Origin of the sequence: Frondihabitans sp. PhB161 (assembly GCF_003814635.1) — a bacterium.
Taxonomy (GTDB): Bacteria; Actinomycetota; Actinomycetes; order Actinomycetales; family Microbacteriaceae; genus Frondihabitans.
The window spans coordinates 18355-38467 of record NZ_RKQW01000003.1; the positions used below are offsets into that span (position 1 = coordinate 18355).

The 20113-nt window shown below is 64.3% G+C and carries 17 protein-coding genes and 1 tRNA gene; 14 read left to right on the plus strand and 4 right to left on the minus strand.

All coding sequences use genetic code 11. The features are described 5' to 3' along the window. Positions 1-24: 24 nt before the first annotated feature. Both EDF39_RS12130 and EDF39_RS12135 read left to right on the plus strand, forming a co-directional pair. Complete coding sequence (locus EDF39_RS12130; RefSeq protein ID WP_123943516.1) at positions 25-1254, plus strand: MFS transporter; 1230 nt, start codon at positions 25-27, stop codon at positions 1252-1254. A gap of 70 nt (positions 1255-1324) precedes the next feature. Next, positions 1325-3415 (plus strand): primary-amine oxidase, encoded by a 2091-nt coding sequence (locus EDF39_RS12135; RefSeq protein WP_255410133.1) that lies wholly within the window; start codon positions 1325-1327, stop codon positions 3413-3415. Between the two features lie 102 nt (positions 3416-3517). Here the strand turns inward: EDF39_RS12135 and EDF39_RS12140 are convergent, their stop codons facing one another. After that, complete coding sequence (locus tag EDF39_RS12140) at positions 3518-3892, minus strand: hypothetical protein (RefSeq protein WP_123943520.1); 375 nt, start codon at positions 3890-3892, stop codon at positions 3518-3520. Between the two features lie 290 nt (positions 3893-4182). Here EDF39_RS12140 and EDF39_RS12145 point away from each other — a divergent pair. The 10 genes from EDF39_RS12145 to EDF39_RS12190 all read left to right on the plus strand — a co-directional run bounded on the left by EDF39_RS12145 (position 4183) and on the right by EDF39_RS12190 (position 14944). Further along, positions 4183-4259: transfer RNA gene (locus EDF39_RS12145), tRNA-Pro, on the plus strand. Between the two features lie 191 nt (positions 4260-4450). Next, entirely contained in the window at positions 4451-4954 is a 504-nt protein-coding gene (locus EDF39_RS12150) for a hypothetical protein (RefSeq protein WP_123943522.1), read from the plus strand. A gap of 483 nt (positions 4955-5437) precedes the next feature. After that, complete coding sequence (locus EDF39_RS12155; protein ID WP_123943524.1) at positions 5438-6709, plus strand: hypothetical protein; 1272 nt, start codon at positions 5438-5440, stop codon at positions 6707-6709. Positions 6710-6801: 92 nt separating this feature from the next. After that, the gene (locus EDF39_RS12160) at positions 6802-7161 is read left to right on the plus strand and encodes a hypothetical protein (RefSeq protein WP_123943526.1); all 360 of its coding nucleotides are present in this window, start codon (positions 6802-6804) and stop codon (positions 7159-7161) included. Positions 7162-7365: 204 nt separating this feature from the next. Further along, entirely contained in the window at positions 7366-8574 is a 1209-nt protein-coding gene (locus EDF39_RS12165; protein WP_123943528.1) for a hypothetical protein, read from the plus strand. Between the two features lie 347 nt (positions 8575-8921). After that, positions 8922-9908 carry a reverse transcriptase family protein gene (locus tag EDF39_RS12170; RefSeq protein WP_233573191.1) on the plus strand — a complete coding sequence of 329 codons (987 nt, stop codon included), beginning with the start codon at positions 8922-8924 and terminating at the stop codon, positions 9906-9908. Positions 9909-10202: 294 nt separating this feature from the next. Beyond that, the gene (locus EDF39_RS12175; protein ID WP_123943531.1) at positions 10203-12128 is read left to right on the plus strand and encodes a hypothetical protein; all 1926 of its coding nucleotides are present in this window, start codon (positions 10203-10205) and stop codon (positions 12126-12128) included. Positions 12129-12524: 396 nt separating this feature from the next. Then, positions 12525-12911, plus strand: a complete 387-nt coding sequence (locus tag EDF39_RS12180; RefSeq protein WP_123943533.1) for a hypothetical protein — start codon at positions 12525-12527, stop codon at positions 12909-12911. Between the two features lie 211 nt (positions 12912-13122). Continuing rightward, positions 13123-14340, plus strand: a complete 1218-nt coding sequence (locus tag EDF39_RS12185) for a PIN domain-containing protein (RefSeq protein WP_123943535.1) — start codon at positions 13123-13125, stop codon at positions 14338-14340. After that, on the plus strand, positions 14327-14944 hold the full coding sequence (locus tag EDF39_RS12190) for a GIY-YIG nuclease family protein (RefSeq protein ID WP_123943537.1): 618 nt from the start codon (positions 14327-14329) through the stop codon (positions 14942-14944). The genes EDF39_RS12185 and EDF39_RS12190 overlap by 14 nt, the downstream gene beginning before the upstream one ends. Positions 14945-15042: 98 nt before the next feature. Here the strand turns inward: EDF39_RS12190 and EDF39_RS12195 are convergent, their stop codons facing one another. Then, positions 15043-15441 carry a hypothetical protein gene (locus EDF39_RS12195; protein ID WP_123943539.1) on the minus strand — a complete coding sequence of 133 codons (399 nt, stop codon included), beginning with the start codon at positions 15439-15441 and terminating at the stop codon, positions 15043-15045. Between the two features lie 782 nt (positions 15442-16223). On the opposite strand from EDF39_RS12195, the gene EDF39_RS12200 reads away from it, so the two are divergent. Next, positions 16224-16442: a hypothetical protein gene (locus EDF39_RS12200; protein WP_123943541.1), complete on the plus strand. Its 219-nt coding sequence runs from the start codon at positions 16224-16226 to the stop codon at positions 16440-16442. A gap of 59 nt (positions 16443-16501) precedes the next feature. Here the strand turns inward: EDF39_RS12200 and EDF39_RS12205 are convergent, their stop codons facing one another. Further along, positions 16502-18097, minus strand: coding sequence for a cell wall metabolism sensor histidine kinase WalK (locus tag EDF39_RS12205; protein ID WP_123943543.1), 1596 nt, complete (start codon positions 18095-18097; stop codon positions 16502-16504). Next, a complete protein-coding gene (locus EDF39_RS12210) occupies positions 18094-18777 on the minus strand; it encodes a response regulator transcription factor (RefSeq protein ID WP_123943545.1) in 684 nt (227 codons plus the stop codon). Before EDF39_RS12210 ends, EDF39_RS12205 begins: the two co-directional genes overlap by 4 nt. A 139-nt stretch (positions 18778-18916) precedes the next feature. Here EDF39_RS12210 and EDF39_RS12215 point away from each other — a divergent pair, with 139 nt between their 5' ends. Further along, complete coding sequence (locus EDF39_RS12215) at positions 18917-20017, plus strand: hypothetical protein (RefSeq protein WP_123943547.1); 1101 nt, start codon at positions 18917-18919, stop codon at positions 20015-20017. The last annotated feature ends 96 nt before the right edge of the window (positions 20018-20113 follow it).

The window sequence follows — 20113 nt, forward strand, 5'->3', positions numbered from 1 at the left end:
TAGCCAGCCTGCTACTGTCGCGTCATGTCCGCTTCGACCCGTCAGCCCACGTCTGATCGCCTGGCCTTCTGGACGTGTGCGGCCGTGCTCGCCCTCGCCCTCTGGACCAGCGGCGCCGCAACCCCCGTCTACCCGCTCTACACGGCCGACTGGCACCTCACCGCGCTGCTGACGACGTCGATCTTCGCCGTCTACCCGCTGGTACTCGTGGTCGTGCTGCTCGTCTTCGGCGACCTGAGCGACACCATCGGGCGGAGGGCCAGCATCCTGCTCGGAGTCGCAGCGTCGATCATCGGCGTGCTGCTGTTCGCGGTCGCGCCGAACGTCGGCTGGCTGCTCGTCGGGCGAGCCTTCATGGGCCTCGGCGTCGGCCTGTCGCTCAGCCCTGCCACGGCGAAGATGATCGACATCGCCGGGCCCGCGAACTCGGCGCGGACCGGCGCCATCAGCACCGCCTCGACCGCCGTCGGGCTCGTCTTCGCGACGCTGCTCGGAGGTGCGCTCGTGCAGTACGCGCCGTTCCCGCTGCACCTGACCTACTGGATCCTGCTGGCCGTGGAAGCCGTCGTGCTCGTCTTCGTCTGGCGGCTCGGCCGCGACCGACCCGCCGAGGCAGGGCGCTGGAAGCCGCACGGCATCAGCGTGCCGCGGTCGCTCTGGGGAGCCGTGGCCGCCGCAGCCGTCTGCATCAGTGCCGCGTATGCGCTCGGCGCGGTCGTGCTCTCGCTCGGCGCATCGATCGGTAAACAGCTGATCGGCAGCGACAACGCGTTCGTGACCGGCGCAATCATCGCGCTCTCGATGGGAGTGATCGGCGTCGTTGCTCTAGCGTCGCGCCGCCTGCCGCTCGTCGTCGCCACGCCGGTCGCGTTCGTGGCCACGGTGCTTGCCTTCGCGTCGCTCGTCGCGGCCGGATCGTTGCATTCGCTCGGGCTGTTCCTGGCGTTCTGCGTGCTCGGCGGGGTCGGCTACAGCCTCTTCTTCGCGGCCGGCCTGCAGATCGTCAGCCGCTTCGCGCCGGCTCACCACCGCGCCGGAACCCTCTCGGCCGTCTACCTCGTCGCCTACCTCGTGCAGGGTGCCGCCGCGCTCTGGCTGGGGGCGGAGGCCACCGCGGGCGGCCTCGAGCACGCCGTCGACCTCGGGGCGCCGGTGATCGCCGGGCTGGCACTGGTCGCGCTGGTCGCGGTCGTGATGTTGGCGGTGCCGCGACGCGGGGCCGGGGCGGCGGCGGGTGGGTCGGCGCGAATCTGAGAGCGATCTCGCCTGCGAGTCACTTCGGTTACCGCGGTGTGGCGGGCGTCGGGGCGCATCGCTCGCAAATGTGCGAGGGGAAGGGGCGGGACGAGGATCCGGCACGGCCCCGCTGACAGAACGGCAGGCGGGGCCACCGAACCGGCACCCGACCAAAGTCGCCGCTCCGAGTACGGTCGGGGCCACCACCCGCCGCGCCGCCGAAGGAGCACCGTTGCCTACGCATCCCCTCGAGCCCCTGTCCGCCGACGAGATCTCGGGGGTGTCTCGGATCCTGAAGCGCGATCAGGGACTCCTGAACTCCGCACGATTCGTCTTCATCGAGACGTTCGATCCGCCGAAGTCGGTCGTCGTCGACTGGCAGCCGGGTGACGCGTGGGATCGGCAGGGGTTCGCGGTGATCCGCGAGACCGCCGAGCACGCCACCTACGAGGCGATCGTGTCGCTGACCGAGGATCGGGTCGTCTCGTACGAACACATCGAGGGCGTGCAGCCGCCCATCACCGTCGAGGAGTTCGACAAGTCGGAAGAGCTCGTCCGGGCCGACGTGCGCTGGCAGGAGGCCATGCGGCTCCGCGGCGTCGAGGACTTCGACAGCGCCATGATTGACAAGTGGTCGTCGGGCTACACCGGCGAGAACGATGCGCCCACCCGCAGACTCGCGCGACTGCTGACGTTCGTGCGGCGCGGCCAGTACGACAACGGCTACGCCCACCCCGTCGAGGGACTGATCGTCACGATCGACATGGACACGTGGGAGGTGCTCGAGGTCACCGACCACGGAGTCGTGCCGCTGCCGCCGACGAACGGCAACTTCGAAGAGGCGCTCTGGTCGCGCGAAGGTCAGTACCCGCCGCACGACGAGGCTCGAGCGCCGATGAAGCCCATCGAGATCAGTCAGCCCGAAGGATCCAGCGTCGAGCTAGACGGACACAGCCTCAGCTGGGGCCCCTGGCGGCTCCAGGTCGGCTACACGCCGCGCGAGGGCGTCGTGCTGCAAGACGTGCGGTACCTCGACCACGGGAAGCTGCGGCCGATCCTCTACCGGGGATCGGTGTCGGAGATGTACGTGCCCTACGCCGATCCAGCAGCGACGCACTGGAACAAGAACGTCTTCGACGAGGGCGAGTACGGGCTCGGTGTGCTCGCCAACTCGCTGGAGCTCGGCTGCGACTGCGTCGGCGAGATCCTGTACCTCGACGCCGTGGTCAACGATCAGGACGGGTCGCCGTTGGTGATCCCGAACGGCATCTGCATTCACGAGGAAGACGCCGGTATCGGCTGGAAGCACACCGAATACCGCGACGGCCGAGGCGAGGTGCGCCGCAACCGCCGACTCGTGATCTCGTTCTTCGTCACCGTCGGCAACTACGACTACGGCTTCTACTGGAACATCCACCTCGACGGGTCGATCGAGCTCGAAGTGAAGCTCACCGGCATCATCTCGACCGGAGCCCTGCTGCCCGGAGCCGTGGCACCCGGCGACGAGCCCGGGTTCGGGTCGCTCGTAGCGCCACAGCTCTACGGGCCGCACCACCAGCACTTCTTCTCGGTGCGCCTCGACATGCAGGTCGACGGTCAGCGGAACAACATTTCGGAGCTGAACTCGGCGGGGGTTCCGGCCGGTCCGTCGAATCCGTGGGGGAGTGCATGGCAGGTCGAGCGGACGCACTTGACTTCAGAGTCAAGCGCCGCACGGGAGGCGTCGCCGCAGACCGCGCGAACGTGGATCGTCACCTCGGCCGACACCGTCAACGGCATCGGCGGCCGCCCCGGCTACCTCATCGAGCCGGGAGCCGCGGCGCCGTTCTTCGCCCTGCCGGGGTCGCAGCAGCGCGAACGGGGTGCCTTCGCGACGAAACAGCTCTGGGTCACGGCGTTCGAGCCGCGGCAGCGCTATGCGGCGGGCGAGTACATCGCGCAGCAGCCGGTCGACCAGGGAGTGTCGCGGTTCATCGAAGGCGATCGGCCGCTCGTCGACGCCGACCTCGTCTGCTGGTACACGGTCGGCGTGCACCACGTCGTGCGCCCCGAGGACTGGCCGGTCATGCCCGTGGCCCGGGCCGGATTCCACCTCAAGCCGGTCGGGTTCTTCGACGGCAACCCCATGCTCGACCTGCCGATGGAGCCGATGGGAGATCACTGCGCGCACCACGAGTGAGCGGCTGCGGGCACTGTGTTCGGCTGCGGCCCCGGGGCTCGGGGCTCGGCTGTGAGGGGCGTCGCTGGGGCGCGGATCGACCTGAGGTGGGAGGACGCCGACCTAGTCGACGCTGGGGGCGCGCGTGAGCGTCACGATGGTGCTCCCGGCTTGCGATAACTCGATTGTGTCGTCGTGATTGCGGAAGGTGGCGGTGTACGTCTCGACCGTTCCCGTCTGCGAGACCTTCAGCGTGTAACCGCCGCGGTCGGCCGTACCCGTGATCTGGCACATGCCCGGCTTCGCGATCTCTTTCATCGTGCCGCCGGTGTAGAGCATGTTCGTGCAGTTGCCGTCGTCGCTGATCGTCTTGTTGGGCGAGCCGTCGGAGGCCTTCCAGACGCCGGCGATGTCGGGGTAGCTGGTGGAGCAGCCGGTGAGGCCGAGAGCCAAGGATCCGACGGTGGCGGCGACAAGGACGACGAGCTTCTTCTGCACGGGGCGGCTTTCGATCTGGGGGTTCCAGGCTAGCGCTGGTGTGGGGTGCGGAGAGTGCTGCTGGCTGGGGACGCTTGCTGGGCTGACTGTCCGGGCCCGGCTCCCGACCGTGAAAGCGTCGCCCGACCGCGAATAAACGCGGTCGGGCGACGCAAACGCGGTCAGGGCGGGGCTCGGTCTCGCGAGTGGTTCGTGGGAGGCCGCTCGGTCGGGTATGCTTGTCCGGTTGCCTCGGTCGGGGCAACACCGGATTACATCGGCTGTTCCACACGGTTCAGGCGGAGTCATCTCGGGCTGTGGCGCAGCTTGGTAGCGCACTTGACTGGGGGTCAAGGGGTCGCAGGTTCAAATCCTGTCAGCCCGACCAGTGGGCTGAGTTAAGAACTGTCTTAATAACTCAGCCACGAGAAAGGGCCACAGCCAACAGGCTGTGGCCCTTTCCCTTGGTGGGATTTCGACTAGGAACTGATCGGCGCGGTCTTCTTCGTTCGGCGGGACTGCTTTGCCTTCGCCCAACGGGCGGAGGGAATTGTCGCAGGTGTTCGGCATACTCTTCTCATGACCAACGTATTTGGGGTAGCGCTCGGCTCCCTTGTGGGTGGCACGATCAGCGGAAGACAGCAGCGTCAGCAAGACGAGCGCGCTCGCCGACGTGAGGCCGCAGCGAACCTGCTCGGGTGGATGATCCCCATGCATGAACAACTGCGTCACCTTCGAGATCGCCGCGAAGCCCAATTCTGGGTCGATGCGATTCCAGAGGCCTACAGGAGCATCGACGCCGCGAGACTTCGCGTGCCACGTCAGTGGCGACACATGAAGCGCTCAATTCGAGCGTGCCTCGGAGAGGCGCTAGGGAATGGCATCGTCTTCAACGATTTCTACGACGACAATCTGTCCCAACGGATCGACTACTCCCCACGTTGGGCAAGCTACGCGGATGACTACGTCACCATGTGCCTCAGGCAAGTTCGCGCGTGGGAGCACGAGTGGAGCGGTCGCCGGGCCCGCCGAACGAGGATTCCTGCATTCGATGACTGGCTCCATCTGACCGGAAATGCCTGAAATCGTGCCGACCTGGCGCCAATGGGGCACCCCTGATGCAGGCTGCCGTTAGTGATGCTTGGCGCGCTCGAGGATGGTCAAACATCCATGTGGTTCCTCGAAAGACATGCGTGGGACGTCCGGCGATCCGGTCGGCTTTCGTAGCACTCGCGTGCGTGACTAATGGCAGGACTGATGCCCACCGGCGTCCTAGGTTCGGTTCGGCCTCATGGCTTTTTTCGCGCGGACTTTGGAGACGGGAACGAGGGCTCAATTACCGTCCAGGCTTCATCCATAAACGCGTCACGAGCCACGCAATAAGGCTCTCTCGTTGCAATCGCCTTTCGTTTAGCAGGACGCCCTAAGACGTGTTGACGTGCAGCCTCGCAAGCACAACATTCCGACCTCGACGACTTGCTCGGGTCGACCGGCCGCTACACCTCTGGCTAGCAGGTTCTTCCTCAGGGCGGGACGGAATGTGCGTACGCGCCTCATATTGTCGAGATGAACCTATTCGAGAGATTCTCAACCGGCGTGTTGAACCGTCACTCGCTAACTGGTCGGCGATCCTGGCAGACAAGGACAACTGATTGGGGCAGCGGATTGACTTTTTATGTCCTACTGGGCCGTCAGAGGATTGCTATCGAGGAGACGGTCTTTACGGCTCTGCTTGAGAACTCCGTTGCCAACCACCGGGCAGATTACGTGAACGCCCTCGAAGCCTCAGCGATCACATTCGACAAGCTCGTGCACCTGGCAAGGATTGCCGATATTCCCTACGTCCTGTTCTTTGCGCCGACACCTGTCGTGGAAGCTCAGCTAGAGAAGAAGACGGACAAGTTGCTCCAAGGGCTTACCAAATCGTCCTTCTCCCTTAATTCGCGCAACGAAGTGGCGCTCAGGGACATCGAACTGATCGTAAAGGACCTCCTCCGCAAGCAGGAGCTACTCAAAAAACACGACAAGTCGCTCGTTACGAATACCGTCGTCAGAGCGCTGAGTAAGCCAGGAAGAACCATTCCCGACGACGCTCAAAAGCTCCTCGACCTACTGGAACTGCCGGCCGACGCAATCCGTTCAGTGAATAAAAAGGAAGACGCGACACGGAAATTGATCGAGGCACTCGAGGCGAAACAGATCCTCGTCGCTCAAAGCCAGAACAACTACATGCCGCAACTACTCAGAGGCGTCAAGTTCAGCGGGATCACCATCAAGGACTCCAAGGTCCCCTACATCTTCCTAGCAGGAGGAGACGAGGGCGAGAACCAGGAACCGGCAGGCCGGCGAACATTCACCCTCGTGCTCCTGACCGTTCTTATTTCGCGTGGCATTTTTGCCCCCGTCACCTATAACGGGAGAACTGCCGCGCCGGCGGAGAACCGAGAGTTCGCGATCGCTGCTGAGATTCTTATGCCCGTCCTGGAATTCCGAAAGACTCAAGTCGACACTCTCGCCAGCGCGAAAGAGACCGCGGACCTTTTCAAGGTCACTCCGAGCGCGGCCATCATGCGCGCGCTCCGGCTGGGCATGACGACTCAAGATATTGCGAACGCGCATCTTCGGACCTTGGACTCGGAATACGCGGCGAGAGAGAAGCCGCAGCCCCGTCCCCCCAAAGCCGTCAATGCCATTCGCCGCTACAACGGATCCGAACTCTCTCGCCGAATGATGGCGGTCCATGATTCCGGCGGAATCTCATCAGGCGAATTTTGCCGAGCAGTGTGTCTCAACAAGATCAAGCCCGCTCAGATAGGCGAATTTCGGGCCGCATTGTGATTGACGGAAAGCGCTATCTCCTCGACAACAATGCTCTGTCCCAGGTTCCTCCTGCGGACCGCGGGGGAGCCTTCATTCGAAGTTTCTGTCGCATGCCTGAAGAGGTGATTCACGAAGCTCAGGGTTATCCGGATATCGACACCTTCTCAGACCTGATCTATCCCACAACGGCCGGCGTACTGCGGGCTCTCCAGGAAGTCATGGCCACTGTCGATCCGGCCGACTCGACGCTCGTTGACCTGTTCCGCAATCGGGGCAACGCCGATCCCCTTCTGATTGCTTGCGCCATTGATGCCCGCATGGAGAACGCCCAATATCTTTTTGCGGACGAGTGGGTCGTCGTTTCCGATGACCGCGCCGTCCAGTCCAAGGCTCGAGAACTTGAAGTCGCCGCCCTCACTAGCAGCGAATTCCTAATCGAATTGCGCTCTCGATCGATCCGCTCAGACTGATGGAAGGCCGACGTCGGCGACAGCATCAGTCGTCGGATGGACTAGAAAAGCGGCCCGCGTCGAGCCTCTGGCCACTCACCCGTCGGCCAGTCCTGTCCGGGCAGTCAAACGGTTTCACATCATCGGTCAGCCGAACCGACATCAGTCCACTAAGTGTCGCGGCTAAATTGAGGCCATCGAAGTTCAAACAAGGAGGCGATGCCTGTGAATCCCAAATCCATTTCAGAAACGGAGGCCGGTGTAGCTTGGCTGACCAATTTTGAGCCCGACGAAGTAGCTGACGCGGCGGCACTACTGGATGCCATCCCGATTGTTTCAGCCACGAATTTTCGCCATGAACTCAAGCGACTCCTCACGTCTGTTTGCGCGGAGATGACGAACGCTAGCGTTGCGGCTTTCGCCGTCCGTGGTGGTGCGGGACTTTCGGTTCCCTACACATCTCGCGAGAATCTTCCCCAGAGCACCGGAAGCGAACTCCTAGTCGAACAACTTTTGCGCAAGACTGCGAGAGCGACAGGCATGCTGTTTGAGCCGTCCGTTGAAAAGATGCGGGCGGCAAAGGTGGATGTTGTCCTGTTCGTTACCGACAACCTAGGCAGCGGCAATGAGGTGTGGGAGTTCATGTCGAGCTTTACTGCGAATTCCTCAATTCGAAGCTGGCTGTCTAGCAGGCATATGCGTTTCGAACTGGTTGCGCACGCGATCAGCGAAGTGTCGTGGAAGTGGCTCTCGTGGGACAAGCGATGGAGTGCAATTCATTACGAACGGCCCGGCGCTGATCTCGAGTCCGCAGGATGGCCGCCCGATCAGCTGCAACGAATCATGGCGCTTTGCGCGAAGTACGCTGATAAACCCAGCATGGCCTACGGATTCAAAAAGATAAGCCAACTCACCGTTTTCGAACACACGGTTGGGAATGGTCTTCCACGGATCTTGCTCCAGAGCCAGGGTCCCGGACGCACGCCTTGGGTGCCGCTGTTGCCTTACGATCGCAGTTTTGGATTTGACAACGACGCCGAGACCGAAAGTTCAGGCTATGAACCGCCTAGAACCGCGCAGATGATCATTGAATCCCTGCGTGGGGCGTCCGCGCCACGCAAATTGCAGAAGCAGGAAACCCACGCTCTACTTTCGGGCGCCGATTCAATGCTCCGGCCTGTGTTGCTTTACCTCGTCTGCCTCCGTCTCGGCATCCGAAGTGGTTTCCAGATGCAACGGCACGCCAACATGTCCAGCAGCCGCTTAACGGAAATTCGGGCGTTCTGCGTCTCCCATGGATTGATCGACAACGACGACACCTTGCTGGAGAGCGGGCGAGATTTGATAAGAAAATTCGGTCGGAGGCAGATTGATGCCGTTTCCGCTGTTCATCGCGGCTCGACGAAACCGTACTATCCTTCTCAACTAAGGTGAGGGGAACGATCACGGTCAGAAAAAGCCGGCAACGTTGGTGCCGGCACTCCGAAGCATTTGTCTTCGGCGTCGCGTGCGACGAGGGCTAAATCGTTGATTGGGCCTGAGCACAAACTCACGATTACGCAGAGCAAGTCGAACTCCTCTCGGTCGCTGTCTCGGTCGACGAGCCCGACTGTCCCTCCGGGATCGATCCAAGGTGACCTATGAAAACTTCCCCTCACCTGTACCGAACCCTAGCCCCAGCAGGCCTTGACTCGGCGATCGTCGATCGGGCGCTGGTGTTGGACTCTCGCCAAAGTGCATCTGGAGTCCAGCCGATCTACACGCTGAGGCACCTCGCCCACATGAGCGGCGTTAGCTACGCATTCCTTCGTCGGGTCGTCGAACGGGAATCCGATCCATACAACATCTACACAATCCGTAAGCGAGACGGGAAGTCTCTGCGGTCCATAGCAGCTCCCTCTGAGGCTCTGGCTGCGGTCCAGCGATGGCTGCTCGACCAGACCTTTGCAAGGATGCCCAGCACGCCGTGGAGCTTCGCTTACGAGAAGGACAACTCGTCGGTCAAGTGCGCCCAAGAACATCTGGGCGCGACCTGGCTTTTGAAGATGGACCTAAAGGACTTCTTTCACCAAACGGACGAACGCGACGTCTATCACCTCCTTCGCAAGTATCGATACTCGGAGCTCGTCGCCTTCGAACTAGCAAGAATCGTGACCCGAAGCGTCAGAGATCCCCAGGACTGGCTGCCACCAAAGTACGCGAGCACTGTGGAATGGCGCCGCGGTGCAGGATTTCCCTATGGCAAGCGGGTTCGCCTTGGCTACCTGCCGCAGGGAGCGTCTACGAGTGGGGCCATCGCAAATGTGCTCGCGTCGGGGCTGGACCGCGCACTGCACGAGTTGGCAATCAGCCACGGCACGACCTATACCCGCTACGCGGACGACCTGACGTTCTCAGGTGGGCCCTACGACCGGGCCTCCGCTCGAGAATTCGCATCGTCAGTCACCTCGGCGATCTTCGCCGCTGGCTATACGCCCAACAAGAAGAAAACCCGACTCATCGCTCCCGGGCGAAGGCTCGAAGTGCTGGGAGTACTGGTGAATGGCTCAAAACTTCGCGTTCCCGCTCGATTCAGAAAAAGAGTGGAGGCGCACTTGTACGGTCTTGAATCCCATGGCGTAATGGGGCACCTGCACAGCCGCGGCTTTCGAGACATCGATGGCATGTCGCGGCATATTCTCGGCCTTATCGCCCACGTCCACGCCGTGGATTCCTCGCTGGCGAAGGTGTATTACACCCGGTTCGCGTCTGCATTCCCGAATCCCTGAAAATTGCCGACAACGGTCGTTCGGCTGAGGGACCGTACAACGCTCAGAGAGACGGTCGTAAAAACGGCAGTCACGCCTGGCATGAAGACTGCGGCGCTCCAGAGTTGCTTTTTGATTATCTGGGCTTGGATTCCTCATAATCGCGAGTCGGCAACATGGGCGCCTGGACGACCGGGTCTGAGCATTGGGCAACGTGGGCGATGCCAAGGCACGAGGGAGGGATCAGGACGTGGCAATCTCAGACGCTAATCTATACATGTGTCAGAGGTGAGGTCTTCAGCACGGCAGACGTGGATGGCGAAAGCATCTGCGCTTCCGCAGCTGCCCGGCGGTGCCAGCGAACAGCCTTCGCAACTGAGGTCGTTCCTTCGTTACATCGAGGGTCACGACGACAGCGGATGGGTTGGCGACGAGTCGAGCACGAGCCGCGTGCAGAGCACGATTGCGGGACTGGGTTACACAACCCGCTCTAGGAAGGGACTTCACGTCACGGAAGCGGGGGCGTCGTGGCTGGAGAGCCCGGATCCGTTAGCGTTGTTCGTCGCTTTTCATAACGCGTACAAGTACGTTGGGGAACTCCTCGTCTTCGTCGAGTCTCGACAAGGTGCAAGAGTTGACGAAATACTTGACGATGCCCGCGCATATGGCCTTGAGTGGAGTAGCAAGGACCAGATTCGACGCCGGGTCGGCTGGCTCACCTCCCTAGGTTTGCTCAGCGATGGGGCGGAATGGTCACACGTCATCACTGACGCTGGCAGTAAAGCTCTTGCTGAAGTCGAGCTGATCGAGAGTTCGGACCTTGGGCCGCCTGATGACGACGACGAGTCCGCAGAGCTACCGCCGGCACCGCCGTTACTGCAGGCGCTAATCGACGGGATGGATCCTGCCGAACGCGAACTGTCCTTGGGGTTCAAAGTTGCGAGTGACGCTACAAGTCGATTTGTGGACTTGCTCGGTGAATCGATGACGCGCTCAGCACTGGACGATGCCGTAGTGCGCGAATTTCACCTTAAGCCCTCATCGGTGGACGCGCTGGTGTCGTCGATGAAGCGCCTGGGAGTTTGGGAGTGGGCAGACCGTGATATCGTCCGCCGGACACCACTCGGCGAGGAGTGGGCGACTCAAGGGTCGCCTCTCAACTTCGCTCGTCTGATGCACGTGCGTTATCAAGCTGTGGGGGAAGTACTCGACTACGCGTCCGGCCAGCCCCTCGACACGGGCACGGTCCACCGCGCTCTCTTCCCCGACGGAGGTCCCGCCTCGAGCCGAACGAGTCAAGTCATGCGTCGGCTCGAGCAAGCTGGCGCACTCCTCGAACTGGGACGTGGACGTTTTGTAATCACGGTACTCGGCGTCGCTCTCCGGGACAGTTTGCCGCGCACCGAGCTCAACGCTTCATTGGATCTTGAACCAGATGACCATGCGGTCGGCAACAATGATCTTGGCCCCGCTTCTGACCGAGCCGAGCTATCGTCCCGGCTACTCGAGGCCGGAACCGACGCATCGCGTCCGTCACGGCTAGAAGAGGCTGTTGCCGACGCGTTCGACCGCCTCGGAACCGATGCGCAGCTTCTCGGCGGTCCTGGTCGAACGGACGTACTTGTCACGATTCGAAGCGGACTCGAGGTTATCGGACTCTGCGTCGTTGATGCGAAGACGGCGGCTGGCGGTCAACTGCGCGAGGACTCTGTCGACCTGGAAACGCTGCGCGAACACGCAGAGCAACACGCGGCTGATCGCATCGTGGTAGTCGGACCCGGATTCGAGAAGTCTGGTCGATTGCTGAAGCGAGGCGCCGCAGCAGGTGTCGTGTTCCTCACGACCGAGCAAATGGCGCAGATGGTTCTCGAGCACGTCGACCTGCCTTACACACCAGAGGATCTAGCCGAACTCACGCGGGTAGGTGGGGCGTTGGAGGTGGAGCAGCGGCGCCGGGCCAAGCAACGGGAGCAGGACCTGCTCGGCAGCGTCCTCCGAGAACTCCGGGCGGAAGCAGAACGAGATCAAGCCGAGTACATCACGGCGCGAGACATCTACCGAACCGTGCGCGACGACCTAGAGACGACCGAGGAGGAGATCTTGCGGGTACTCGTGTTCCTCCAACATCCATTCGTCGCTGCGGTCCGTGAGGGAGCAAAGGGTTCCTTCGCCCTCGCGGCTCGCCCGGACGTGGCGGCCCTGCGGCTTAGCTCAATCGCGGGTGCGTTGAAGACCAAGTAAGGCGTTTGCTCCGTAGGCATGATTGTCGCCACGACAATCCCGATTGTCATCGCTGTGGTTCTCAAGCCAGACACCGCCGCAAGTTCGAAAGGCCAACGAGTTGTTCCTGACCCTCGCCAAGACGCAATTGGTTACGTCGTGGATGTGCGAGGTGTTGAGGCCCGATGAGCTTCTGCTGACGAGTCATGCGGGGGTGTCGTTCCTTCGCAGCACACTTAGTTGGCGCTTTCGAAAACGGAGCGCTCTAACTCGAAGGGGGCGACGTGCACGCCGTCACGTCCTTCGAGATCCTCCCGGACGTGGTCTGTGCGCGGGGCGTGCACACTGCGTGAAGCTTGCGTGTCGAGCTACCGTCGCCGGTAGGCTCGCGATACCCAATCGCGACAGGAGACCCGCGTGAGCAACCTCGGCTTCTACCAGGACATGACAAAGCTGGCGAAGAAGGTCGGCGGTCCGTTGGTCCTTGCTGGGCTGACCGCCGCGGGCGGTTACCTCGTCGGCCGCGCTGGCGAGTTCGGCGTCGTCACCGGAGTCAAGCAGGTGGCGAAGAAAGCTCGAAGCGCGGGGGCGAAGCGCGCTCGGACGATTGCCACGCTCCCGGTATTCACAGTGCACACCGAAGCCGACTGCGGCGGCGGACTGACGATGGCGCCCGGCCAGACGTTCCGCGTCACCGAGCGGGACGGCGACATGGCGATGGTCGCGATCGTCGGCGACAAGGACTCGCCGTATCCAGTGTCGGGCGCGCTGCTCGCAACGTTCTCCGATTTCATCGACGGGTGAGCTGAACACGCGACAGGTCTGAACCTCGAGAAGGCGAAGGACGACGCCGAGCACTGAGCTTGGATCGCGAGAACGAAGAACCCCGCGGCCGAGACGGCTGCTGGGTTCTCAATGGGCGTGGCTCGCGGTTGCTCAGCCGCTCATCACGGTGGCGATGTTGTTCACCAACGCCGGATCGGGCGTGGTTGACTGCGTCCGGCATGATTGAACGATGATCACCGTCGTCCCGGACACGAACGCGCTCTTCGGGCACGCGTGGATGACGTCGGTGGCGGCCAGGAACCTTGTCGATCTCGTTAAGTCGGGCAAGTGCCGGGTGGTGCTGCCTCAGGTCGTCGTTGACGAACTCGATCGGCAGGACCGCAAGACCCTTAAGTCGAAGCGTGACAAGGCCAAGGGGGCACTGAGCGAGGTCGGCGACGACATCACCGCGACCGCGATCGACGACGCGTTCGACCGCCTCGGCGCGAAGACGGATGCTTCGCGCGACAGGCTGCTCGCAACGAGCGGCGTGAGCGTGACCTCAGTCCCCGAAAACCGCACTTGGGCGCTCGTGGATCGCGATCTGGCAGCGCGCCGGCCGTTCATGGAGACCCTCGGCGGCAAGAAGTCCTACGGCTTCCGCGACGCCGTGATCTGGGAGACCGTTTTGGACGTGTTGACAGAGGACAAGGACGCGATCGCGAACAAGGTCTTCTTCGTGTCGGCGGACAAGGGGTTCATCGACGACGACGCTCCGAAGGAGTTGCATCGGCACCTGCTCGAAGATCTCGACGCGCGAGGTATTGCCCGAGATTGCGTGGTACTGGTTGAGAAGGTCGCGAACGTCGTCGAAGACGTCCGTGCGGCGGCCGCCGAAGCCGAGGCACTGGCCGCCGAAGCACGGGCCGCTTCGACGCCACCTGATGACGAGGCACATGGATTGGCGTCTCTACTTCGCGGGTACGCGTTCGACGCTTCTCGCCGAGCGGAGCTGGTCCGCGTGGCTACGGAAGCTCTTGACGAGCTGGTTGGCCAGCCGATGGACGAAGAGCTGACCTATGGCGGCGACTACGGACTGCCGGACTGGGTGCAGTTCGAGCTTCCAGCGATTGGAGGGGACCTCTCGATCTACGGATACGACTTCGAGTCCGAGTTTGAATTCGAAGCACCGGACGGCGACACCGTCACAGGCCGTGCGGACGTGGTCCTTTCGATCGAAGCGGGGGACCTGTTCGGCGAGTCCGACGAAGTCCGAACACGAGTCACCGTCGAAGTTGACATCGAGGACCCTGCGGCGTTCGAGGTCACCTGGATCGTCCTTGAGGACAACCCGAGCCCGCCGCGACCGGCTGATCCGACCAGCGTGCAGCTCGACTTCGAGTTCGATCCGGACCCTGGCGACTTAGAGATCGATCCTGATCCGGGAGATCCTCGTGACGCTGTCTGACCTCGCCGCGGATGCGGTTGCCGTGTTGACCGGCACCCGGTGGTCGATCACAGATGCGCCGGCGCACGTGCCAGCGAGACCAGGCCTCTACGCGATCTACGGCGACGAGCAGGCGCACCGAGAGCTGGGCCTGCTCGACGACCTCGAGGCCCGCAGCGCGCCGGACCTTCCGCTCTACGTGGGCAAGGCCGAGGCGAGCTTCGTGTCGCGAGACCTGAAGGACCACTTCGCCGCGGTGCCGGGCAGCACGGCACGAACCGGCGGGTCGACGGTCAGGCGCTCCTTCGCGGCGTTGCTTCGGGACAGCCTCGACCTGCAGGGCATCCCGAGGAACCTTGCGAAGCCGGCTGACTTCTCGATGTACTCGCTGGCAGGTGACGGCGACGCGCGACTCACCGCCTGGATGCACCAGCGGCTGAGGCTGGCCGTTTGGGAAGCGCCGAACATGATGCAGGTCGCGCTGGTCGACGCCGAGACAGAGCTGATCCGACACTTCACACCCGTGATCAACCTCGACAAGAACCCGAAGAAGCTGGTGCGGCTGAAGGTCGCGCGGAAGGCGATGGCCGCCGAGGCGCGCGCTTGGAGGCCGGTCGAGATCTGAACGTCACCACTGCGCGCCGGCGTAGGTCGGCTTTCACACGGGGAATCCATCGTCACCGCGACCCTCGAAGAGGAACGCCTCGTCGGCGCGAAGAGCAGTTAGCGACCCATCAGCGTCACGGGCACGTCGACCTGGCGGTCTCGGCCGTTGGTGTGGCTGTACGCGTTGATGATCCCGATGTCGTCGAGGCCGATGGATGCGTCTCGGTACCGGACCACGATCGCGTCCTCGCGTAGCATCACACCGTCCTCGGTGTAGTTGGCCTGCGTCGCGCTGGCGTGGTCAAAGATGAATGCTGTCACCTCCTGGGTGTCGGACAACCGGACGCCGAAGCGCTTCCCACCGTTGCCGTCGCGGCCGTAGTACGCGAGGCCGTAGCCGAAGAACTGGAACGAGCCCTCAGCGGGCTCACCGAGACCCCAGGTCACGACGATGTCCTCGTCCGTCTCCTCGACCAGGACGGCGGTCAGCGTGCGCGGAACTCGATTGTTGCTCATGTGTTAAGCCTAACCGGCGGACGCGTTTTCACCGGGAGTCAATGCGTTCTTCGCCATGCTGTCAACGAGGCTTCAGAGATTCGGATCGACCGCCGAGCTCCGGTCGCCGGTGCGAGGCACCGGGAGCGATCGTGTCGGTAACCATGCTGGCGGGGTACGGCTGTCCCAGATGGAGGACTAGGTAACGCTTCTCGTTGATTGGCGACCAGGTCCTGGCCCCTCCGACAGCGCGGCCGTGGCGGAGGAGCACGAGCGTCTTGCCGACTTCGTTGTCCATCGGGGGCGGGGCGGCTTCCATTCGCAAACCGCCAGAGCTACGCGGAGGCGCGAAAGTCCCTGGTCAAAGGCTGTATTACGGACACCGGGATCGTCCCAGAGGATAAGAGACAGGTGAAGAGAGGATAGGGCCACGATTCGTGAGTTCGCAGGCCCCGCCGCTTCAGGCATGTAGCGGTTCTTAAGACGGCCCACCACTTTGGAAGACGGTCGCCTTTGGCGGCCGTCTTTTGCGTTGATCGGGCTGACTCGGACGAGAGCCTGTTCGTGGGCCCACGGCGCAGGGGCGCCCAGCGACGCGTCAGCGGCGGTTGAGGAGCGCCGGGGGGCAGCCCGACCACATCTGCAAGACGGTCGCCTCCGGCGGCCGCCTTCTGCGCGGGCAGCAACTCAGCCAGTGCCATCGGACGACCGGCCATCCCGTCAACGCGTCGGGCGGCTTGGGCTGCGAGCCCTCCGCGCCGCGAGGGTCATGGCCCCCACCCCGCCCTGTGCATACTGGGGCCATGCCCAAATGGTGGAGTCGGTCGACCCTCTGGCAACGCGTGATGCTCGTAACTCAACTCTTCATACTCGTCGTCATTGTCGGATCGTTCTTTCGTGACTACTCCATCACGTGGGCGATCCTGCTGAACCTCGTCCTCTTGCTAATCAACTTCGTCGTGTCGGTACGAAGTGAAAGCCGCAAGGAGCGCCCCCGGAACGACACCGACTCCGATGTATAGGGTTCGGCTCCTTTGACGAGCCCGACTCGCCGTAGTGAGGCCATCGCCAAATAAACGCCTCAGATCTGGCCCATTGCCATGACGTGATGCTCGAGCGATGAAGCAGAGCTAGGCGAAAGCACCGGCAGCGTCACCACGAACTCGGCGCCCACACCGGACGCCGGCGCCACGCACACCAGCTCGCCCCCGTGCGCCCGCGCGATACCGCGCGCGATCGGCAGGCCGAGCCCGGCACCGCCGCTCGCGTGATCGCGGCCCGCGTCGAGCCGCACGAGGCGGTCGAAGATGCGCTCGCGGTCGGACTCGGGCACTCCCGGGCCATTGTCGGCGACGGTGACCGACGCGAGGGAGCCGCTCGGCGCATCAACCGAAAGGTGGACCCGGCCGCGCCCCGACGTGGCACGAGACGCGTTGTCGACGAGGTTGCCGATCACCTGGGCCAGCCGGTCCACGTCGGCCTCGACGAGCACGGGCTGGTAATCCACGATGCGATCAGGCAGCGACACCTGCAGGTCGAGTCCGGGCCGGCGCAGACGGTGCCGCTCGACCTCGGCCAGCACGAGCGCACCGAGGTCGACCGGGGCGAGTTCGAGCTCGAGGCCGCGATCGACGCGAGCCATCATCAGCATGTCGTCGATGAGGCGCGAGGCGCGCCCCGCCTCGCGGGCGACGTGTGAGGCCAGCCGTTCGCGCTCCTCGGCGCTTACCGGCGCTCGCACGAGGGTGTCGGCGGCAGCACGCATGCCGGCGACCGGTGTGCGCAACTCGTGGGCGGCATCCGACACGAACGACCGAACTCGCGCCTCGGCTTCGAGCGCCTTCCGTTCCGCGCCCTCGACGGCGTCGAGCATCTCGTCGAAGGCGAGTGCCACCCGGCCGATCTCGGTGCGTGGATTGCCCGGTCGCAGTCGCCGACCACGATCACCCCCGGCGATGGAGCGCGCGACGCCGGTCATCCGGTCGAGAGGTCGGAGAGAGGCCCGCACCACGAGAACGAGGCCGACGGCCGCGACGACCAAGAACGCCCCCGACGCCCCGAGCATCACCCAGCGCAGCTGCGCCAGGGTCTGCCCGACCGAACTCGCATCGGCCGTCAGCGTGATCGTCGACCCGTCACTGAGCTTCGACACGAGAGTGATGATCTGGTCGTCGTCGGTGATGCGCGACGAGCTGATCGTCACATCGGCGGCGTCGGCCGGAGCACTCGACGTGCCGGTCGATCCGGTAGCGGACCCGGTCGACGACGACCCGGACGAGGATCCGGCACCCGCCGCTCCACCCGGCGCATTCCCGGCCGGCCCGACCAGCCCGCCATTCGCCTTCGGCCCCGCCCGCAACTGCTCCGGGGAGGGCCCGGCGACGATCGAATCGCCGTTCTTGTCTCTGATCAGCACCGATAGCCCCTGTGCAGACAGGCGTTCTGCGAGCTCGTCCGAGCTGACCGTGCCGACGAGAGCGGTCGCGGCGGAGGCGCGGTCGCGAAGGCGATCCTCGATCTGACCGCGGAGCCGCTGACCGAGGATGGCCTCGACGGTGATCGCGAGGGCGCCGAGCAGCACCACGAGGAGGAGCAGCACGGCGACGACGGCGCGCAGGCGGAGGGAGCCCGTTCGGAGGCCGGGCCCGGTTCGGGTGGGGCGGATCCTTCGGTTCATCGCACGGCCTCGGCGACAGCGACTCGATAGCCCATGCCTCGGACGGTATGGATGAGGCGGGGGCCGTGCGACTCCATCTTTCGACGGAGAGACGAAAGGTGGACCTCGACGAGATTGGGGTCGTAGTCGTCGTAGCCCCACACCTGCGTGAGGATCTGACCCTTCGAGAGAGTGCGCCCCCGGCTCGACGCGAGGAACTCGAGGAGGCGGAACTCGGTCGCGGTGAGATCGAGGACGACGTCGCCGCGACGGGCCGAAGCCGCCTCCTGATCGACGAGCAGATCGCCGATCTCGATGACGGACGGAACACGACCGCGGCGGCGGAGCACGGCAGTGACCCGCGCGACGAGCTCGGCCATCGAAAACGGCTTCACCAGGTAGTCGTCGATGCCCTCCGAGAAACCGCGCAGGCGGTCGTCGACCTCGTCGCGCGCGGTCAGCATGACCACGGCGGCGTCGGTCGAGGTCCGCACGGCAGCGGCCAGCTGGATGCCGTTCGGCCCCGGCATCATCCAGTCGAGGATCACCAGATCGGGCAGGAAAGTGGACAGCTCGGCGGCGATCGAACGGCCGTCGGGGGCGGTTCGGCAGCTGAATCCCTCGGCCGAGAGGGCGGTCGCGACGGAGGTGCGAATGGTCTCGTCGTCGTCGACGATCAGGATCCGGGCGGGGTTGGGCATGAGGGAACGCTACGACTTTTCGCGTGCACGGACCTATGAAACTCCTGCCCAGAAGCTGTCCTTAAGTGATGCTTCAGATTCGACTTCGACTCTGAGTTCACCAGCAACCGGGCAGCAGCCCAGATGAACGGAGCAACCCATGAGCAAGAAGAACAACAACGACGACAACACGCCCTTCGACCCGTTCGGCATGAACCGGGCCGACGACGGCGTCGGTCGTGACGGCGCTGGCCGCGACGACGCCGGTCGTGACGGCAGCACGGGTGCCGGCCCCGCCGACGGCACCGTCGACAACCAGCCGACCGAGGAGTTCGCGCGGCCGGTCGTCGGCACCCCGGGCGGCTCGGACGACTACGCGCAGACGCGAGAGATGCCCGAGATGGGCCGGCCCGCCGCCGAGTGGAACGCACCGGCTCGCGAGACCGTCGTCGCCTCGTACGGCGCACCCGGCGACGGCAGTGGCAGCGGCAGCGGTAACGGCAGCGCCTTCGGCACCGGGCAGAAGCGCACCAAGCGCATCGTGATCGGTGCCGCCATCGTCGCGCTCTGCCTCGGCGGGGCCGGGGTGGGTGCCGCGGTCGCGGCCTCGGGCAACGGCAACACCGGATCCACCAGCTCGGCCGCGGGCAGCGCCGGATCGAACGGCTCAGGATCCGCGGGAGCCGGCACCAGCACAGCCGAACCGACCGACGGCGCCACGTCCGGCACCGGCGGTGGCTCGAGCTCGACGCCGCAGGCGTGTGCGCCGGGTGCGGGCGCGGGGACCGGGACGGGTTCTGGGTCCGGCACGGGCTCCGGCTCGACATCGGGGCCGGCTGCGGGGCCGGCTGCGGGGCCGGCGGCAGGGAAGGGCCCTGCGGCGGGTGCGCTTCCGGCGGGTCCCGCGGATGGGAAGGCGCCTGCGGCCCCGGCGGACGGGAAGGCGCCGACTGCTTCGGCTGATGGCAAGGCTCCGGCCGCGGCGACGGCGCCCGCCGACGGGAAGGCGCCCGCGGCGTCGTCCAACGGAAAGGCGCCTGCTGCGCCTGCGGCTCCGGCCGATGGAAAGGCTCCCGCACTCCCGAAGCAGGGGGAGAAGCCTGCCGCACCGAAGGAAGGCACGGCACCGACACCTCCCGCCGCGGCGAAGGACGGCAAGACGCCGGCCGCACCGAAGGCGGGTACCGCGCCGACGGCTGAGCCCACCGCGCCGTCCGGATCGGCGACCGCCCCGGCGGAGTCCTGTGGCGCGTCCTCCTAGGCAGCCACTCACTGCAAGGTGACGTGGATCGGCCAAGGTCACAGCGCCGCGGCGCGCGACCTTGGCCGATTCGCGTCGGGTCGTCCGGCGACGGCA